The organism is Cellulosimicrobium sp. 72-3 (genome assembly GCF_013127315.1).
GTDB lineage: Bacteria > Actinomycetota > Actinomycetes > Actinomycetales > Cellulomonadaceae > Cellulosimicrobium > Cellulosimicrobium funkei.
Genome location: NZ_CP053419.1, coordinates 1,457,852 through 1,475,523, shown reverse-complemented (window position 1 = coordinate 1,475,523; position 17,672 = coordinate 1,457,852). Strand labels below are relative to the sequence as shown.

Genomic DNA, 17,672 nt, shown 5'->3' with positions numbered 1-17,672 from the left:
CTGCGCGACGACGGTCACCGCCGCCGTCACGACGCTCAGTAGCCCGCGTCCCCGGCGGAGGGGGCGTCCGCGCCGTCGAACCCCGCGAGGACGGCGGCGGTGCCGGACAGCCCGAGGCGCGTGGCGCCGTGCTCGATCATCGCAAGGGCGTCGGCGAGCGTGCGGACGCCGCCGGATGCCTTGACGCCCAGGCGACCGCCGACGGTCTCGGCCATGATCGAGACGGCGTGCGTCGACGCACCGCCCGCGGGGTGGAACCCGGTCGAGGTCTTGACGAAGTCCGCGCCCGCCGCCTCGGACGCGCGGCACGCCTCGACGATCTCGTGGTCCGTGAGCGCGGCGGACTCGATGATGACCTTGAGGACCCTGTCGGCAGGGACGGCGGCGCGGACGGCCGCGACGTCGTCGCGCACCGCGTCCCACGCGCCGGCCTTGGCCGCGCCGACATCGATGACCATGTCGACCTCGTCGGCGCCGTCGCGGACGGACCGGGCCGCCTCGAACGCCTTGACGTCGCTGTGGTGCTTGCCCGACGGGAAGCCGCACACCGTCGCGACGAGCAGCCCGCGCTCGCGCGTGGTCGCCGGGTCCAGGGGCAGCATCGACGGGGAGACGCACACGGAGTAGACGCCCAGGCGGACGCCCTCCTCGACGAGCGCCGCGACGTCCGCGGGGGTGGCCTCGGGCTTGAGCAGCGTGTGGTCGACGAAGCGGGCCAGGCCCGCCGCGTCCAGGGGCTGCGTACCGGTCACGTCGCTCACAGCTGCGCTCCTTCGATCTGCTGGTAGCCGGGGAGGATCACGTCGTCGACGAGCGCACGACGCTCGTCGTGGTGCACGAACGCGCTCCACGCGGCGGTCATCGTGACGTCCGCGAGGTCGTCGATGGTCCAGCCGGCGTGCTCGACGAGGAGCGCCATCTCCTGGGTCATCGTCGTGCGCGACATGAGCCGGTTGTCGGTGTTGAGCGTGACCGCGAAGTCGAGCTCCTTGAGGCGGGTGATCGGGTGGTCGGCGATCGACGTCGCCGCCCCGGTCTGCACGTTCGACGACGGGCACAGCTCGAGCGGGATCTGGTGGTCGCGCACCCAGTGCGCGAGGAGGCCGAGCGCGGCCGTCCCGGGCTCGCCCTCGGCGCTGTGCGGGAACTCCGGGTCGAACGCGATGTCCTCGACGATGCGGACGCCGTGGCCGATGCGGCTCGCCTGGCCGAGGTGCACGGCCTCGGCGATCGACTGCGGGCCCGCCGCCTCGCCCGCGTGGATCGTCACGGGGAAGTTCTGCTCGGCCAGGTAGCGCCAGATCTCGCCGTGGCGCGAGGGCGGGAAGCCGTCCTCCGCGCCCGCGATGTCGAACCCGACGACGCCGTTCCCGCGGTTCGCGACCGCGAGCTCCGCGATCTCCGACCAGCGGTCGGCGTGCCGCATCGCGGTGACGAGCTGCCCGACGCGGATGGTCCGCCCCTCCGCGGCCGCCTCGGCGACGCCCTGCTCGATGCCGGACTGGACGGCGTCGACCGTCTCCTGGAGGGTGAGGCCGCGCTGGAGGTGCTGCTCGGGCGCCCAGCGCTGCTCGGCGTACACGACGCCGTCGCGCGCGAGGTCGAGCACCGCCTCGCGGGCCACGCGGGCGAGGGCGTCGCGCGTCTGCATGACGGCGATCGTGTGGTCGAACGTCTCGAGGTAGCGCACGAGCGACCCGGAGTCCGCGGACTCCGCGAACCAGGCGCCGAGCGCCTCGGCGTCGTCCGCGGGGAGCTGGTGCCCCACGTCGGCGGCGAGCTCGAGGATCGTGGCGGGGCGGAGCCCGCCGTCGAGGTGGTCGTGCAGCACGACCTTGGGCAGCGCGCGGATGACGTCGACCGTCAGCGGGGCGTTCTCGGTGGTCATGCGCTCACGGTACCGGCCGGTACGCCCCGCCTCGCGCCGAGCGCACCGGCCGGGTGCGGACGGTCAGGCGTAGTCGTCGTCGCTGCCGGGCACGGCGGACGCCTGCTCGACGACGTCGGCCTCGGCGGCCTCGCCCTCCAGGTCGGGGCGCGGGGTCCGCGGCTGGTACTCGTCGACCTCGTGCACGGGGTCCTCGACCCCGGGGTCGTCGTCCTCGACCTCTTCCACCAGGCTGACGGCGTCCTCGCCCTGCTCGTCCAGACCGGCGTCCCGCCATGCGTCGTTCCCGGGCACGGTGCTCATCGCGACTCCTCCTCGACGATCGGCGTGCTCACCACGGTCGTGGCGGCTGCGCCCATCCTGCCGCCGGGCGCACGGCCTCGCCAGCGCGGCCGTCGGGCAGGAGCGCCCAGCACACGTGCGGCCAGCCCCCGAGCGCGTGGCGCACGGCGGGCACCCGGGCACCGTCGAGGAGCGCACCCGCCGCGACGGTGCGGAGCGTGCCCGACGACGGCTCGTAGACCCGGCACCACCTCGCCCCGGCGTCGGCGTCGGTGAGGAGCACGACGTGGCGCGGGACGGCGGTCGCGAGCCCGAGCGCGAGGTCTCCGCCGGTGAAGAGCGGCACGGGCACGCCGCGCGCCGCCGCGGCGAGCGCGGCGCGCACGACGCGCTCCGCGCCCGGCCCCGCGACGACCCGGTCCACGAACCGCACGTCCGCGTGGCGTGCGGTCCGGGCGGCGCCCCAGGGCGGCGTCCCGAGCGCCGCGGGCCACGGCAGCGGTCCCAGCGCGCGCCGGTTCGTGCGGCGCTTGAGCGCCTGCTGGAGCGTCCGGAACCGCTCGACGCCGCCCCGTGCGCGAGCGTCCTCCGGGTCGTGGCGCGCGGCGTCCCCCGGACGCAGCCCGGTGGCGAGCCACAGGGCGAGCACCGGGTCGCCCGCCGCGGCGAGGAGGCCCAGCACGGCCGAGCCGCACGTCGTGCCGTCGGTCTGGCGCGCGGGCGCGCCCGCGATCTCGAGCGGCCGGACCGCGGGCCCCTCGTCGGGCCGGTCGAGCCGGCGCAGCGGGTCGACGACGGCACGCCGGTCCGCGGGCCGCAGCCCGTCGAGGGTCGTCGCGAGCGCGCGTACGCGGTGCTCGGGGTGCCCCGCGCGGCGCGCGAGGTCGAGCACGTGGGAGGTCGCGGCGTCGGGCGCGCAGGCGCCGGGCGGCGGGGACGGCGGCAGGGTGCGCGCCGGGAGGAGGCGCGCGACGTCGGTCGCCCGCAGCGCCCCCGGACCGCGCCTCACGCGGCACCGCCGAGGACCCGGCCGAACGCCCAGGCCGCGCCCACGAGGGCGAGCACGACGACGAGGCCGCCGACGCGCACGAGGAACGACCACGAGTGCAGCCGCCCGTCGCGCGGGAGCCCGCCGATCGGCGGGCGCAGCACCGCGGGGACGAGCGCGAGCACCGCCACCGCGACCGCCGCGCACACCGTGACCACGGAGCCGGAGCGCAGCCCGGCGGCGGCGAGCACGAGCGCCCCCACCACGACGCCGAGCACCGTGCGCTGCCACGCGAGCGCCGTGCGCTCGGGCTGCAGGCCCTCGTCCCGCGGCGGCACGGCGCCGGGCTCCCCCGACGGCACGCTCACCCTCCGGTCGCCGCCCCGACGGCGTAGCCCGCGAGCAGCAGGGCCAGCACGACGACGCCGACCACGAGCACCGGCAGGCCGCTCGGCGCCGGGAGGCGCCACCGCAGCCGCAGCGCCCGCTCGTTGCGGCGCCACGACACGAGCGCGTAGCCCGCGAACCCGGCGCCGGCGAGGCACGCGACCCCCGCGACGACGTCGAGCAGGCCCGCCATGCCCGCGAACGTCGCGAACGACGTCAGCGCGACGCCGCCCGCGACCAGGCCCAGCCCGGTGCGCACCCACGCGAGGGCGGTGCGCTCGTTGGCGAGGCTGAACCGCGCGTCGGGCTCGGTCCCCACGCCGTAGACCGACCGCGGCCGACGCGTGTCGGCCGGCTCGGGCGGGGCCTGCTCGTCGCCCGTCACGCTCAGTCGACGCGGTCCAGGACGACCGAGCCGCGCTCGACCACGGTGCCGGGCTCCGCGACGGACCACGCGCCGTCGAGGGCCTGCACCGCGCGCTCGAAGCGCTCCGGGGTGTCGGTGTGCAGGGTCATGAGGTGCTGGCCCTTGCGGACGGTGTCGCCGGGCTTGGCGAAGAGCTCGACGCCCGCGCCCGCCTGCACCGGGTCCTCCTTGCGGGCCCGGCCCGCCCCGAGACGCCACGCGGCGACCCCGACGGCGTACGCGTCGAGCCGTTCGAGCACCCCGTCGCGGTCGGCCACGACGTGCTCGCGCTCGCGCGCGACGGGCAGCGGGGCGCGCGAGTCGCCGCCCTGCTCCGCGATCATCTCGCGCCACTTGTCGAGCGCGCGCCCGCCCAGGAGCGCGTGGCGCACGTCGTCCTCGTCCTGCGGGCGGCCCGCCCCGGCGAGCATCTCGAGCGCGAGCGCGACCGTGAGGTCGACGACGTCCTGCGGCCCCTCGCCCTTCATCACCTCGACGGACTCGCGCACCTCGAGCGCGTTGCCCGCCGTGAGGCCGAGCGGGGTCGACATGTCGGTGAGCAGCGCGACCGTGCGCACGCCGGCGTCGGTCCCGAGGTCGACCATCGTGCGCGCGAGCTCGCGCGCCGAGCCGAGCTCCTTCATGAACGCGCCCGAGCCGACCTTCACGTCGAGCACGAGCGCGCCCGTGCCCTCCGCGATCTTCTTGCTCATGATCGAGCTCGCGATGAGCGGGATCGACTCGACCGTGCCCGTGACGTCGCGCAGCGCGTACAGGAGGCGGTCGGCGGGCGCGAGGCCCGAGCCCGCCTGGCAGATCACGGCGCCGACGTGCTCGAGCGCGTTCATCATCTGCGCGTTGGTCAGCGCCGCTCGCCACCCCGGGATCGCCTCGAGCTTGTCGAGCGTGCCGCCCGTGTGGCCCAGGCCGCGGCCGGAGAGCTGCGGCACCGCGACGCCGTACACCGCGACGAGCGGCGCGAGGGGCAGCGTGATCTTGTCGCCGACTCCCCCGGTCGAGTGCTTGTCCGCCGTCGGGCGCGAGAGCCCCGAGAAGTCCATGCGCTCGCCCGACGCGATCATCGCCTGCGTCCAGCGGCCGATCTCGGCGCGGTCCATGCCGTTGAGGTAGATCGCCATCGCGAGGGCGGCCATCTGCTCCTCGGCCACGACGCCGCGCGTGTACGCGTCGATCACCCAGTCGATCTGCTCGGGCGCGAGCCGCGCCCCGTCGCGCTTGGTCCGGATGACGTCGACCGCGTCGAACGCCTCCGGGGCCGGCCCCTCGGTGGCGCGGTCCTCGCCGTCGTCCTCGATGCCGTCCTGCGTGGCCACGTCGTCGCTGGTCACGAGCGCTCCTCCAGATCCTCGGGCCCGAAGGCGTCGGGCAGCACGTCCCTCATCGTCTTGATACCACGCACCGTCTCGACCAGCAGGTCGGGCCCTCCGTGCTCCCACAGGAGCTGGCGGCACCGGCCGCACGGCATGAGCGGCGCGCCGTGCCGGTCGACGCACGCGAACGCCACGAGGCGGCCGCCGCCCGAGCCGACGAGCGAGCTCACGAGCGAGCACTCCGCGCACAGCGTCACGCCGTACGCGGCGTTCTCCACGTTGCAGCCGACGACGACGCGGCCGTCGTCCACGAGCGCGGCCGCACCCACGGGGAAGCCCGAGTACGGCGCGTAGGCGCGGGTCATGATGTCGCGCGCCGCGGTGCGCAGCGCGTCCCAGTCGACGGCCGGCCCGGCGGCGGACCCGTCCGGGTCCGTCCCCCCGCCCGGCCGGGTACCGCCGTCGTGCACGTCCGTCATGCCGTCCTCACTTGACGTAGGGGATGCCCTCGGCGGCCGGCGGGCGCACGCGCCCGACGAGGCCGGCGACGGCGAAGATCGTCACGACGTACGGCGTCATGAGCATGATCTGGCTCGGGATCGGCGTCCCGACGATGCCGAGCACCGTCTGGAGGTTGTCCGAGAACCCGAACAGGAGCGCCGCGACGAGCGCGCCGACGGGGTTCCAGCGCCCGAGGATCATCGCGGCGAGCGCGATGAAGCCCTTGCCGCCCGTCATCTCCTTGCCGAAGGCGAGCCCCGCGGCGACGGTGAAGAACGCGCCGCCGAGGCCGGCGACCGCGCCGCCGAGGATCGTGTTGCGCACGCGCGTCGCGTTGACCTTGATGCCGACGGTGTCGGCGGCCTTCGGGTGCTCGCCGACCGCGCGCAGGCGCAGGCCCCAGCGGCTGCGGAACAGGAAGACCTGCAGCAGGATCACGACCACGTACATGAGGTACACGAGGAGGGTCTGGCGGAACAGCACCGGCCCGACGACCGGGATCTGCGACAGCACCGGGATCTCGATGACGGGCAGCGGGTTGCGCGAGTTCCACGTCGCCGGGTCCGCGCTGAGGACCGTCGAGTAGAGGTAGCTCGTCACGCCGACGACCAGCACGTTGAGCACGACGCCGACGATGATCTGGTTCACCCAGTACTTCACCGAGAAGATCACGAGCAGCACGCCCACGAGCGCGCCCGCGATCGGCGCGGCGATGAGGCCGGCGTACGCCGACGACGTGAGCGAGGCGACGACCGCGGCGAGGAAGGCCCCCGCGAGGAGCTGGCCCTCGATCGCGATGTTGATGATGCCGACGCGCTCGCACAGCACGCCGGAGAGCGCGCCGAACACGAGCGGGACCGCGAGGAAGAGCGAGCCCTGGAGCAGGCCCGTCAGCGGGATCGCCGACTTCCCGGCCCCGGCCCAGGAGAGGAACGCGAAGACGACCGCGACGCCGTACACGATCGGCAGCCACACGCCGACCTTGCGCCGGTCGCGCGCGGCCCAGAACGACAGGCCGGCGAGCAGCAGCGCGAGGATCGACAGGAACAGCGCAGCCCCGGTGGAGCTCACCGTGATCGGCTCGATCTGGAAGAAGTCCTTCGCCGTCGAGAGGCGGAACGTCGTCTGCTGGCCGCCCGCGGGGAGGAGCGCGAAGAAGACGAGGGCCAGCAGCCCGATGACCCCGTACGCGACCGGGGCCTTCCAGCTGATGGGCGGCAGCGGCTTGGCCGCGCGCTCCGGCGCGGCGGCCGGTGCCGGGGTGGTGGTCGCGGTGCTCATGCTCCGGCCTCCTGGGTGGTCGTCGTGGTCGGGACGGCCTTCGCGCGGCGGCGGGCTGCCTGCCGTTCGGCGCGCGTCGGGCCGCCCGGGGTCGGGAGGCGGAAGATCGCCCGCACGAGCGGCGGCGCGGCGATGAAGAGCACGATCAGCGACTGCACGACGAGGACGATGTCGATCGGCGTGCCCGTGCGGGCCTGCATGACGAACCCGCCCGCGCGCAGCGCGCCGAACAGCAGGCCGGCGAGCACCGTCCCGAGCGGACGGGACCGCCCGAGCAGCGCCACCGTGATCGCGTCGAATCCGAAGCTCGCCGCGACGCCGGCCGTGAGGACGTGCTCCGTGCCGAGCACCTGCGCGCTGCCCGCGAGACCCGCGAGCGCGCCCGCGATGGCCATGACCCACACCGTCGTCCACGGGACCGACATGCCTGCCGTCCGGGCCGCGTGCGGGTTCTCGCCGACGGCGCGGAAGCGGAAGCCGAGCGTCGAGCGCTCCATGAGCCACCACACGCCGACCGCGACGAGCAGCGCGAGGACGAACCCCGCGTGGAGGCGGAAGCCCTCGCCCAGCAGCAGCGGGAACTGCGCGTTCCCCGGGATGCGCGGGCTGATCGGGTTGGAGCTGCCCGGCGCCTGGAACGGCTTCGTCGTGAGCAGGTACGCGACGAGGTAGATCGCGATGTTGTTGAGCATGATCGTGACGATCACCTCGTGGGCGCCCGTGCGGGCCTTGAGCACGCCCGCGATGCTCGCCCACAGGGCCCCGCCGAGCGCGGCGCCCAGCACGGCGAGCAGGAGGTGCAGCCCCGGCGGGAGCGCGAACGTCCAGCCGACGAACCCGGCGAAGATGCCGCCGAGGATGATCTGGCCCTGCGCACCGATGTTGAACAGACCCGCGCGGAAGCCGATGCCGAGCCCGAGGCCCGCGAGGATGAGCGGCGTCGCGACCGTCATGGTCTCGGTGAGGGGGCGCAGCGCCCGCGAGACGTCGGGCGCGTCGACGTTGAGGACCGCCCCCTGGAAGAGCGCGGCGTACGCGCCGAACACCGCGTCCCAGACGGCCTGGAAGAAGTCCGACGGGCGCGCGAAGAAGTAGGACGCCGCCTCCTGGACCGCGGGGTCGGCGGCCGCGATGAGGACGCCGCCCAGGATCAGCGCGGCGACGATCGCGAGCAGCGAGACGAGCCAGCTGCTCTCGAGCATCTCGCGCAGGACGCCCTGCCCGGCCGGCGTCTCCGGCTTCTGGGGGTCGCTCGGGGGTGCCGCCGTCGGCGGGAGCGCCGACGCGTCGTCGGGCGTGGCCTGCTGGGTCACTGGATCTCCTCCTCGCGGGCGGCGGCCGCGTCCTGCGCGGCGCCCGACGGCGCGTCCTCGGCGACGGCGTCCGCCTCGCCGAGGGTCGTGTGGTGCTCGGCGGCCTGCACGACGGCCTCCTCGAGCGGGACCCCGGCCATCATGAGGCCGAGGACGTCGCGGTCGGTGTCGCCGGGCACGACCCCGACGACGCGGCCGCGGTACATCACAGCGATCCGGTCGGCGAGCGCGAGCACCTCGTCGAGCTCGGTCGAGACGATGATCACGGGCGTGCCGTTGTCGCGCTCCTGCACGATGCGCCGGTGCACGAACTCGATCGAGCCGACGTCGAGGCCGCGCGTCGGCTGCGACGCGATGAACAGGCGCAGCGGGCGCGACATCTCGCGCGCGAGGACGACCTTCTGCTGGTTGCCGCCGGAGAGCGTGCCCGCCGGGGTCTCGACCGACTGGGTGCGCACGTCGAACTCACCGATGCGCTGCTCGGCGTTCGCGCGGATCGTGCCGCGCGCGAGCGCGCCGCCGCGCGAGTAGGGCGCGGACGTCACGAGGTCGAGCACGAGGTTCTCCTCGACGGAGAACGTCCCGATGATCCCGTCGGTGCTGCGGTCCTCGGGCACGTAGCCCACGCCCGCCTCGAGCACCTGGGACACGCTGCGCCCCACGAGCTCCTTGCCGTCGAGCAGGATCGAGCCCGCGACCGGCTTGCGCAGCCCGACGATCGTCTCCGTGAGCTCGGTCTGGCCGTTGCCCTGGACCCCGGCGACGACGAGGATCTCGCCGCGCGCGACCTCCAGGCTCACGCGGTCGACGACGGCCGTGCCGGCGTCGTCCATGACCGTCAGCTCGTCGACGTGGAACGTGGTGTCACCGTTCTCCGCAGGCGCCTTGTCGACCCCGAGGGAGACGGAGCGCCCGACCATGAGGGACGCGAGCTCGGTCTCGCTCGCGCTCGGGTCGGCGGTGCCGACGACCTTGCCGCGGCGGATGACCGTGATGCGGTCGGCGACGGCGCGCACCTCGCGCAGCTTGTGCGTGATGAAGACGATCGACGTCCCCGCCGCCTTGAGCTCGCGCATGATCGCGATGAGCTCGTCCGTCTCCTGCGGCGTGAGGACGGCGGTCGGCTCGTCGAGGATGAGCACGCGCGCGTCGCGCGACAGGGCCTTGATGATCTCGACGCGCTGCTGCACGCCGACGGGGATGTCCTCGACCATCGCGTCCGGGTTCACCTCGAACCCGAACCGGTCCGAGATCTCCTGGACGAGGCGGCGCGCGCGCCGCGCGTCGATGAGACCCGCGCCCTTCACGGGCTCGTGCCCCAGCGCGACGTTCTCGGCGACCGTGAACACCGGGACCAGCATGAAGTGCTGGTGCACCATGCCGATGCCGGCGGCCATCGCGTCGCCCGGGCCCGCGAACTGCACGGGCACGTCGTCGACGAGGATCTGCCCGTCGTCCGGGTCGTACAGCCCGTACAGCACGTTCATGAGCGTGCTCTTGCCCGCCCCGTTCTCCCCGAGCAGGGCATGGATCTCGCCGGGCTCGATGACCAGGTCGATGTGGTCGTTGGCGACCAGGGACCCGAAGACCTTCGTGATCCCTCGCAGCTCCAGCTTCACCGGTCTGCCTCTCCTCGTGCTTCGCAGTCGTACCGCGGTGTCGACCTCGATCCCGTCGAGGTACTCCATCGAACCGCACCCGCGGGAGCGCGGCGCGTCGTCGCGGCCCCGACGACACCGTCGTCGTCATGACGGTGGCCCGGGCGCTGGGCCCGGGCCACCGGTGCCGGTCGCCCGTGGGCGGCCGGCGGGTTCAGCGTCGCGTCACGGCGCGTTCGGCGACTCGACGACGAGGTCGCCCGCGATGATCTGCTCCTGGTACTGGGCGAGCTGGTCCTGCAGCTCGGCCGGGACCGCGTCCTCGAAGTCGTGGAACGGCGCCAGGCCGACGCCCTCGTTCTCGAGCGTGCCGACGTACGGCTCGCTCGTGAAGTTGCCGTCCGCCGACTCGCTCACGGTGTCGAAGACCGCCGGGCCGATCTGCTTCATCACGGACGTGAGGATGATGCTCCCGTAGTCCGTCGTGAGGAAGCCGTCCGAGTCGACCCAGATGATCTTCGCGCCGCCGCTCTCGGCCGCCGCGGCGGCACCGAGGCCGACCGGGCCGGCGACGGGCATGATGATGTCCGCGCCCTGGTCGATGAAGCCCTGCGTGACGTTCTGGCCGTTCGCCTGGTTGTCGAAGTCGCCCGTGAACGTGCCGGTCTGCGCTTCCTTGTCCCAGCCGAGGACCTTGACGTCGGTGCCGTTGTCCTCGTTGTACTTCGCGACGCCGTCGACGTAGCCGTCCATGAAGATGGCGACCGACGGGATCTGGATGCCGCCGAACGTGGCGACCGTGCCCGTCTCGGTCATGCCCGCCGCGAGGTAGCCGGCGAGGAACGCCGCCTCCGCGGTGTTGAACAGGATCGGCTTCGCGTTGTCGATCTCGACCGACTCCGGCGGGTCGTCCGCCGTGGCGCCCGGGTTGCTGAACGCCGAGTCGATGAGGGCGAAGTGCACGTCCGTGTTGGCCTCGGCCGCCGACTGGATCGGGTCCTCGAGGAGGAAGCCGACGCCGATGATGAGGTTGCAGCCCTGCTGGACGAGGCTGTCGATGTTCGGGCCGTAGTCGGTGTCCGCCTGGGACTCGACCTCGTGCGTCGTGATGCCGAGCTCCGTCTTGGCCTTTTCGAGGCCCTCGTAGCCCGACTGGTTGAAGGACTGGTCGTCGAACCCGCCGGCGTCGGAGACCATGCACGCGGAGAAGTCGGAGTTGCCGCCCGCGGTGCTGTCGCCGCCGCCGCTCGTCTCGTCGTCCTCGGGCGCGGCGCCGCACGCGGCCAGCGCGAGCGCGGCGACCGCCGCGAGGGCGGTGACCTGAGTCGCTCTCTTCACCTGATAGCTCCTGTCGTTCTCGTAGCAGTGCCGCGCAGGGAAGGACCCCTGGGCCCTCCCGAGCACCGTTGCACGGGAGGACCGGTCCGTCGGCCTCTATAGGACCGAAGACTAATCAGCCCGAGGGGTCCAGCACGTTACTTGCCGGTAACGCGGGCGCTTCGTTATGCAAGCGTCACTTTGCGTCTGAGGCGTGACACACCCCTGTCCACGGGTCGGGACCGGTTCACCCGTCCTGGCCCGCGGCGACGCGCGCGAGGAGCCGCATGCCCAGGCCGATCGCGCGCTCGTCCACCTGGAGGTCGCCCTGGTGGATGTCGTAGCTGCGCCCGCCCGGCGTCCGCGTGCCGAGGCGGGCCATCGCCCCGGGCACCTTCGTCAGGTACCAGGCGAAGTCCTCGCCCCCGAGCGACTGCTCGGTGAGCACCACGCTGTCCGGGCCCAGGACGTCGCGCGCGGCGGCCTCGAGCAGGCCGGTGCAGCGCTCGTCGTTCTCGACGGGCGGGACGCCCCGCGTGTGGTGCACGGTCACCTCGACCTCGTACGGCGCGACGACCTGCTCCACCGCGTCGTGCAGCACCTGCCCCGCGAACTCCCACGCGCGCACGTCGAGGCAGCGCAGGGTGCCGCGGACCGTGCCGGTGCTCGGGATGGCGTTGTGCGCGGAGCCCGCGTGGACGGCGCCCCACGTGAGGTTGACGCCCGAGCGCGGGTCCAGCCGACGGCCGAGCACCGCGGGGACCTGCGTGATGACCTGGCCCAGCGCGTACACCACGTCGCCGGTCAGGTGCGGTCGCGACGTGTGGCCGCCCGGGGAGGCGATCGTCACGGAGACCTCGTCGGACGCCGACGTGATCGGGCCGATCCGCGTGCCGATGCGACCCACGTCGACCTTCGGGTCGCAGTGCACGGCGTAGATCTCGTCGACCCCGTCCATCGCCCCGGCCGCGAGGACGTCGAGCGACCCGCCCGGCTGGACCTCCTCGGCGGGCTGGAGCACGAGCCGCACGCCGCGGCGCAGCTCGCCCTGCGCGTGCAGGTCCGCGAGCACGAGCCCGGCACCGAGCACGACGGCCGTGTGCACGTCGTGGCCGCAGGCGTGCGCGACGCCCGGCACGGTCGACGCCCACGGGAGGTCGCAGCGGTCCTGCAGCGGCAGCGCGTCGATGTCCGCGCGCAGTGCGACGCGGCCCTCCGGGACGGCCGCGCCGTCGGGCACGCCCGCGGCGGTCGTGCCCGGCTCCGGGCCGACGTCGCACACGAGCCCCGTGCCCGGCAGGAGCCGTGGCTCGAGGCCCGCCGCGCGCAGGCGGTCGGCGAGCAGCGCCGTGGTGCGCGTCTCGGCGCGCGAGACCTCGGGGTGGGCGTGGATGTCGCGGCGGATCGCCACGACCTCGTCCACGTGGCGCGCGACGGCGGCCCCGATGCGGGCGGCGAGGGTCACGTCGGCGCTCACAGGAGCTCGTCCATCCCGAGCTCGCGCACCGTGTCGACCATCGACTTCACCTGCTGCGCGCGCGCCCGCGTCGTGACGAGGAGCGCGTCGGGGGTGTCGACCACGACGACGTCGTCGAGACCGAGGACCGTCACGACCCGGTCGCTCGCGGGCACGACGACCGAGCCCGCGCTCTCGCGGCGCACGACGCGCCCCGTGTCGCCGAGCACCTTGGAGCCGGCACCGTCGACGGACGGGAGGAGCGCGGCGAGGGAGTTGAAGTCGCCCACGTCGTCCCACCCGAACGTGCCGGGGACGACGGCGACGCCCCCGACCGCGGCGACCGGCTCGGCCACCGCGTGGTCGATCGCGATCCGCTCGAGCGCGGGCCACCGCTCCGCGAGCACGCGGTCGCGGTCGGGGCCGTCCCACGCGGCCGCGATCGCGCGCAGGCCGTCGTGGAGCTCGGGACGCTGGTCCGCGAGGTGCCCGAGGAGCACGGACGAGCGCACGATGAACATGCCGGCGTTCCACCGGTACTCCCCGGACGCGAGGTAGCGCTGCGCGGTCGCGGCGTCCGGCTTCTCCGTGAAGCCGCGCACGTGCTGCGCGCTCGGCGCGCCCGCGACGCCGAGCGGGGCGCCGCTGTGCACGTACCCGAACGCCGTCGACGGCCGCGACGCCGCGATGCCGATCGTCACGACGTACCCGGCGCGCGCCGCCTCCACCGCCTCGCGCACCGAGGACTCGAAGGCGGCACGACCCGTGATCACCTGGTCCGCGGCGAACGACCCGACGACGACGTCGCCGTGCCGCTCCTCGAGCACCGCCGCGGCGAGCCCGATGGCCGCCATCGAGTCCCGGGGCGACGGCTCCGCGAGCACGTTCTCGGCCGGCAGGCCCGGGAGCTGCGTGCGCGCCGACGCGACGTGCCGGTCGCCCGTGACGAGCACGACGCCCTCCTCCCCCGCGAGCGGGACGAGCCGGTCGACCGTCGCCTGGAGCAGGGAGCGCCCCGAGCCGGTGAGGTCGAGCAGGAACTTCGGGGAGCCCGCCCGCGAGAGCGGCCACAGCCGGGTGCCGGCGCCTCCCGCGGGGACGACGGCGAAGAAGCCGGGGATCGGCGACCCGGACGGGCCGGAGGAGTCGTGCGGCGAAGAGGCCATGAGGGCCAGCATAGTGAGGGCCGCAGTTCCCCCGCGGGCTGTGGGATCAGTCACAAACCCACGGCACGGGGCCGTTCCGCCGCACCCGGCGGTCCGCATCATGACGTCGATGTCACTATGGTGGAAGCCCTGAGACCGATGCCGACGACGGTCCCGGGGTCCGGACTGAGGGAGTTCCGGACCACGGCCGGAACGTGACATCTCCCCCTGATCTCGCCACAGGAGGCCCCCAAAGTGCCCAGTGCACCAGCCGGCACGCTCTACCGCGGCCGCGAAGGCATGTGGTCGTGGGTCGCGCACCGCGTGACCGGCGTGCTCATCTTCTTCTTCCTGCTCGTGCACGTGCTCGACACGGCGCTCGTGCGGGTCTCGCCCGAGGCGTACAACGCCGTCATCGGGACGTACCAGACGCCGATCATGGGCATCGGTGAGGCGGGCCTGGTCGCGGCCATCGTCTTCCACGCCTTCAACGGCATCCGCATCATCCTGGTCGACTTCTGGTCCAAGGGCCCGCGGTACCAGCGCACGATGCTCTGGGTCGTCGTCGGCCTCTTCGTCGTGACGATGGCCGGGTTCCTGCCGCGCCACCTGATGAACGTCTTCGGAGGGGGGCACTGATGGCCGCCGCACCCACGGTCGAGGTCGCGAGCCCGCGCGACCCGTACAAGCGCCGCAAGGCCACGCGCAGCAACTACGAGCTGTACAGCTGGATCTTCATGCGCGCCTCCGGCGTCGTGCTGATCGTCCTCATCTTCGGGCACCTCTTCGTCAACCTCATGGTCGGCGAGGGCGTGCACGCGATCGACTTCGGCTTCGTCGCCGGCAAGTGGGCCTCGCCGTTCTGGCAGATCTGGGACCTGCTCATGCTGTGGCTCGCCATGTTCCACGGCACCAACGGCGTCCGCACGATCATCAACGACTACGCCGAGCGTGACGGCACTCGCCTCGTCCTCAAGCTCGCGCTGTACCTCGCCTTCACGATCGTCACGGTCCTGGGCACGCTCGTGATCTTCACGTTCGAGCCCTGCCCCGCGAACGCCCCGGCCGAGCTCCTCGCGTCGTTCTGCACGGCCTGAGCACCGCACCACCGCACGCCCCCGTCTTCCTCTCGCTCCACCCGGCTCTCTCCCAGGAGGCATCGACCCCGATGCAAACCCATCAGTACGACGTCGTCATCGTCGGCGCAGGCGGCGCCGGGATGCGCGCGGCGCTGGAGTCGTCCGGCAAGGTCCGGACGGCCGTCATCTCCAAGCTCTACCCCACGCGCTCGCACACGGGCGCCGCGCAGGGCGGCATGTGCGCCGCGCTCGCGAACGTGGAGGAGGACAACTGGGAGTGGCACACGTTCGACACGGTCAAGGGCGGCGACTACCTCGTCGACCAGGACGCCGCGGAGATCATGGCCAAGGAGGCCATCGACGCCGTCCTCGACCTCGAGCGCATGGGCCTGCCGTTCAACCGCACGCCCGAGGGCCGCATCGACCAGCGCCGGTTCGGCGGGCACACCCGCAACCACGGCGAGGCCGCGGTGCGCCGCTCGTGCTACGCCGCGGACCGCACCGGTCACATGATCCTCCAGACGCTCTACCAGCAGTGCGTCAAGCAGGACGTCGAGTTCTTCAACGAGTTCTACGTCCTCGACCTCATCACCGACCACGACCTCTCCGCGGGCGAGATCCCCGACGACGAGACGGTCACCGCGACCGGCGTCGTCGCCTACGACCTCGCGTCCGGCGAGATCCACGTCTTCCAGGCGAAGGCGATCATCTTCGCCACCGGTGGCGCGGGCAAGATCTTCAAGACGACGTCCAACGCGCACACGCTCACGGGCGACGGCATGGCCCTGGCCTACCGCCGCGGCCTGCCGCTCGAGGACATGGAGTTCTTCCAGTTCCACCCGACCGGCCTCGCGGGCCTCGGCATCCTCCTGTCGGAGGCCGCCCGCGGCGAGGGCGGCATCCTGCGCAACGCGGACGGCGAGCGCTTCATGGAGCGCTACGCCCCCACCATCAAGGACCTCGCGCCGCGCGACATCGTCGCCCGGTCCATGGCGAACGAGGTCCGCGAGGGCCGCGGCGCCGGGCCGAACAAGGACTACGTCCTGCTCGACCTCACGCACCTCGAGCCGGCGCACATCGACGCCAAGCTCCCCGACATCACCGAGTTCGCCCGGACCTACCTCGGGATCGAGCCGTACACCGAGCCCGTGCCCGTGTACCCCACGGCGCACTACGCGATGGGCGGCATCCCGACGAACGTCGACGCCGAGGTGCTGCGCGACAGCCACAACGTCGTCAAGGGTCTCTACGCCGCCGGCGAGGTCGCGTGCGTCAGCGTGCACGGCTCCAACCGTCTCGGCACCAACTCGCTGCTCGACATCAACGTCTTCGGCAAGCGCGCCGGCCGCACGGCCGCCGCCTACGCCGCGACCGCGTCGTACAGCGAGCTCCCGGAGAACCCCGCCGCGGCCGTCGTCGCGCAGCTCGAGGAGATGCGCAACCGTCCCGACGGCGAGCGCGTCGCCGACGTCCGCAAGGCGCTCCAGGAGACCATGGACGCCAACGCCCAGGTGTTCCGCACGGGCGAGTCGCTCAACCAGGCCCTCGCGGACATCCGCGACCTGCAGAAGCGCTACAAGAACGTGTCCGTGCAGGACAAGGGCCGCCTGTTCAACACCGACCTCCTCGAGGCGATCGAGCTCGGTTTCCTCCTCGACATCGCCGAGGTCACCGTGGTCGCGGCGATCAACCGCAAGGAGTCCCGCGGTGGCCACTACCGCGAGGACTTCCCGGACCGCGACGACGCCAACTACATGCTGCACACGATGGCCTACCGCCGTCCGACGTCCGCCAGCGACGTCGCCGACGGACACGTCGCGGGCTACTTCGACCACGTCGAGCAGTTCGACGGCTACAAGGTCGCCCTGGGCTCCAAGCCCGTCACCCAGACCCGGTACGAGCCCATGGAGCGGAAGTACTGATGACTGCCACACTCGAGAGCCCGGCCACCGAGCCCAAGGCCGGGGAGATCCCCTCGTTCGAGGTCACGCTCCGCGTCCGCCGCTACTCCCCCGAGTCGGAGCACGGCGAGGAGGCGTACTGGGACGAGTTCACCGTCCAGGCGCACGGCACCGACCGCGTGCTCGACGCCCTGCACAAGATCAAGTGGGAGCACGACGGCTCCCTGACGTTCCGCCGCTCGTGCGCGCACGGCGTGTGCGGCTCGGACGCGATGCGCATCAACGGCCGCAACCGGCTCGCGTGCAAGACGCTCCTCAAGGACGTCAACCCCGACAAGCCGATCACGGTCGAGCCCATCAAGGGCCTGCCCGTGGTCAAGGACCTCGTCGTGGACATGGAGCCGTTCTTCGCGTCCTACCGCGAGATCATGCCGTTCCTCATCACGTCCGGTAACGAGCCGAGCAAGGAGCGCCTCCAGTCCGCCGCGCAGCGCGAGCGCTTCGACGACACCACCAAGTGCATCCTGTGCGCCGCGTGCACGTCGTCCTGCCCGGTGTTCTGGACCGACGGCCAGTACTTCGGCCCCGCCGCCATCGTCAACGCGCACCGGTTCATCTTCGACAGCCGCGACGAGGGCGCCACGCAGCGCCTGGAGATCCTCAACGACAAGGAGGGCGTGTGGCGCTGCCGCACGACCTTCAACTGCACCGAGGCCTGCCCGCGCGGCATCGAGGTCACGAAGGCGATCCAGGAGGTCAAGCGCGCGATGATCACCCGCGCGTTCTGACACCCCCCGCA

The 17,672-nt window shown here is 73.1% G+C and carries 18 protein-coding genes; 4 read left to right on the top strand and 14 right to left on the bottom strand.

Annotated elements, in window-relative coordinates:
* Positions 1-35 precede the first annotated feature (35 nt).
* From deoC to HKK73_RS06530, 14 genes are all read right to left on the bottom strand, one after another.
* Entirely contained in the window at positions 36-752 is a 717-nt protein-coding gene (gene deoC / locus HKK73_RS06595; protein WP_371810619.1) for a deoxyribose-phosphate aldolase, read from the bottom strand.
* A gap of 5 nt (positions 753-757) precedes the next feature.
* Positions 758-1,888 (bottom strand): adenosine deaminase, encoded by a 1,131-nt coding sequence (locus tag HKK73_RS06590; RefSeq protein ID WP_137280229.1) that lies wholly within the window; start codon positions 1,886-1,888, stop codon positions 758-760.
* Between the two features lie 63 nt (positions 1,889-1,951).
* Positions 1,952-2,191: a hypothetical protein gene (locus HKK73_RS06585; RefSeq protein WP_009863298.1), complete on the bottom strand. Its 240-nt coding sequence runs from the start codon at positions 2,189-2,191 to the stop codon at positions 1,952-1,954.
* Between the two features lie 28 nt (positions 2,192-2,219).
* Positions 2,220-3,179, bottom strand: a complete 960-nt coding sequence (locus HKK73_RS06580; RefSeq protein ID WP_171467670.1) for a hypothetical protein — start codon at positions 3,177-3,179, stop codon at positions 2,220-2,222.
* On the bottom strand, positions 3,176-3,526 hold the full coding sequence (locus HKK73_RS06575; RefSeq protein ID WP_253705824.1) for a DUF202 domain-containing protein: 351 nt from the start codon (positions 3,524-3,526) through the stop codon (positions 3,176-3,178). Before HKK73_RS06575 ends, HKK73_RS06580 begins: the two co-directional genes overlap by 4 nt.
* Positions 3,523-3,930, bottom strand: a complete 408-nt coding sequence (locus HKK73_RS06570; RefSeq protein WP_034651145.1) for a YidH family protein — start codon at positions 3,928-3,930, stop codon at positions 3,523-3,525. The genes HKK73_RS06575 and HKK73_RS06570 overlap by 4 nt, the downstream gene beginning before the upstream one ends.
* Positions 3,931-3,932: 2 nt before the next feature.
* Positions 3,933-5,267, bottom strand: a complete 1,335-nt coding sequence (locus HKK73_RS06565) for a thymidine phosphorylase (protein ID WP_085388819.1) — start codon at positions 5,265-5,267, stop codon at positions 3,933-3,935.
* 29 nt (positions 5,268-5,296) lie between these two features.
* Positions 5,297-5,761 (bottom strand): cytidine deaminase, encoded by a 465-nt coding sequence (locus tag HKK73_RS06560; RefSeq protein ID WP_021482587.1) that lies wholly within the window; start codon positions 5,759-5,761, stop codon positions 5,297-5,299.
* A 7-nt stretch (positions 5,762-5,768) separates the two neighbouring features.
* Positions 5,769-7,064 (bottom strand): ABC transporter permease, encoded by a 1,296-nt coding sequence (locus HKK73_RS06555; protein ID WP_034651148.1) that lies wholly within the window; start codon positions 7,062-7,064, stop codon positions 5,769-5,771.
* The gene (locus HKK73_RS06550; RefSeq protein ID WP_371810589.1) at positions 7,061-8,377 is read right to left on the bottom strand and encodes an ABC transporter permease; all 1,317 of its coding nucleotides are present in this window, start codon (positions 8,375-8,377) and stop codon (positions 7,061-7,063) included. The genes HKK73_RS06555 and HKK73_RS06550 overlap by 4 nt, the downstream gene beginning before the upstream one ends.
* Positions 8,374-9,996: an ABC transporter ATP-binding protein gene (locus tag HKK73_RS06545; protein ID WP_051027470.1), complete on the bottom strand. Its 1,623-nt coding sequence runs from the start codon at positions 9,994-9,996 to the stop codon at positions 8,374-8,376. The genes HKK73_RS06550 and HKK73_RS06545 overlap by 4 nt, the downstream gene beginning before the upstream one ends.
* 204 nt (positions 9,997-10,200) lie before the next feature.
* Complete coding sequence (locus HKK73_RS06540) at positions 10,201-11,313, bottom strand: BMP family protein (protein ID WP_171467667.1); 1,113 nt, start codon at positions 11,311-11,313, stop codon at positions 10,201-10,203.
* Between the two features lie 226 nt (positions 11,314-11,539).
* Positions 11,540-12,769, bottom strand: a complete 1,230-nt coding sequence (locus HKK73_RS06535; protein ID WP_114552697.1) for an amidohydrolase — start codon at positions 12,767-12,769, stop codon at positions 11,540-11,542.
* Positions 12,766-13,914 carry a mannose-1-phosphate guanylyltransferase gene (locus HKK73_RS06530; protein WP_061267646.1) on the bottom strand — a complete coding sequence of 383 codons (1,149 nt, stop codon included), beginning with the start codon at positions 13,912-13,914 and terminating at the stop codon, positions 12,766-12,768. Before HKK73_RS06530 ends, HKK73_RS06535 begins: the two co-directional genes overlap by 4 nt.
* Positions 13,915-14,148: 234 nt before the next feature.
* Here HKK73_RS06530 and sdhC point away from each other — a divergent pair, with 234 nt between their 5' ends.
* The 4 genes from sdhC (at position 14,149) to HKK73_RS06510 (ending at position 17,661) form a co-directional block, all read left to right on the top strand.
* Complete coding sequence (sdhC, locus tag HKK73_RS06525) at positions 14,149-14,532, top strand: succinate dehydrogenase, cytochrome b556 subunit (RefSeq protein WP_021481379.1); 384 nt, start codon at positions 14,149-14,151, stop codon at positions 14,530-14,532.
* Positions 14,532-14,990: a succinate dehydrogenase hydrophobic membrane anchor subunit gene (locus HKK73_RS06520; RefSeq protein ID WP_021481378.1), complete on the top strand. Its 459-nt coding sequence runs from the start codon at positions 14,532-14,534 to the stop codon at positions 14,988-14,990. Before sdhC ends, HKK73_RS06520 begins: the two co-directional genes overlap by 1 nt.
* A 71-nt stretch (positions 14,991-15,061) precedes the next feature.
* Positions 15,062-16,894 carry a succinate dehydrogenase flavoprotein subunit gene (gene sdhA / locus HKK73_RS06515; protein ID WP_021481377.1) on the top strand — a complete coding sequence of 611 codons (1,833 nt, stop codon included), beginning with the start codon at positions 15,062-15,064 and terminating at the stop codon, positions 16,892-16,894.
* A complete protein-coding gene (locus tag HKK73_RS06510) occupies positions 16,894-17,661 on the top strand; it encodes a succinate dehydrogenase iron-sulfur subunit (RefSeq protein ID WP_021481376.1) in 768 nt (255 codons plus the stop codon). Before sdhA ends, HKK73_RS06510 begins: the two co-directional genes overlap by 1 nt.
* Positions 17,662-17,672 lie beyond the last annotated feature (11 nt).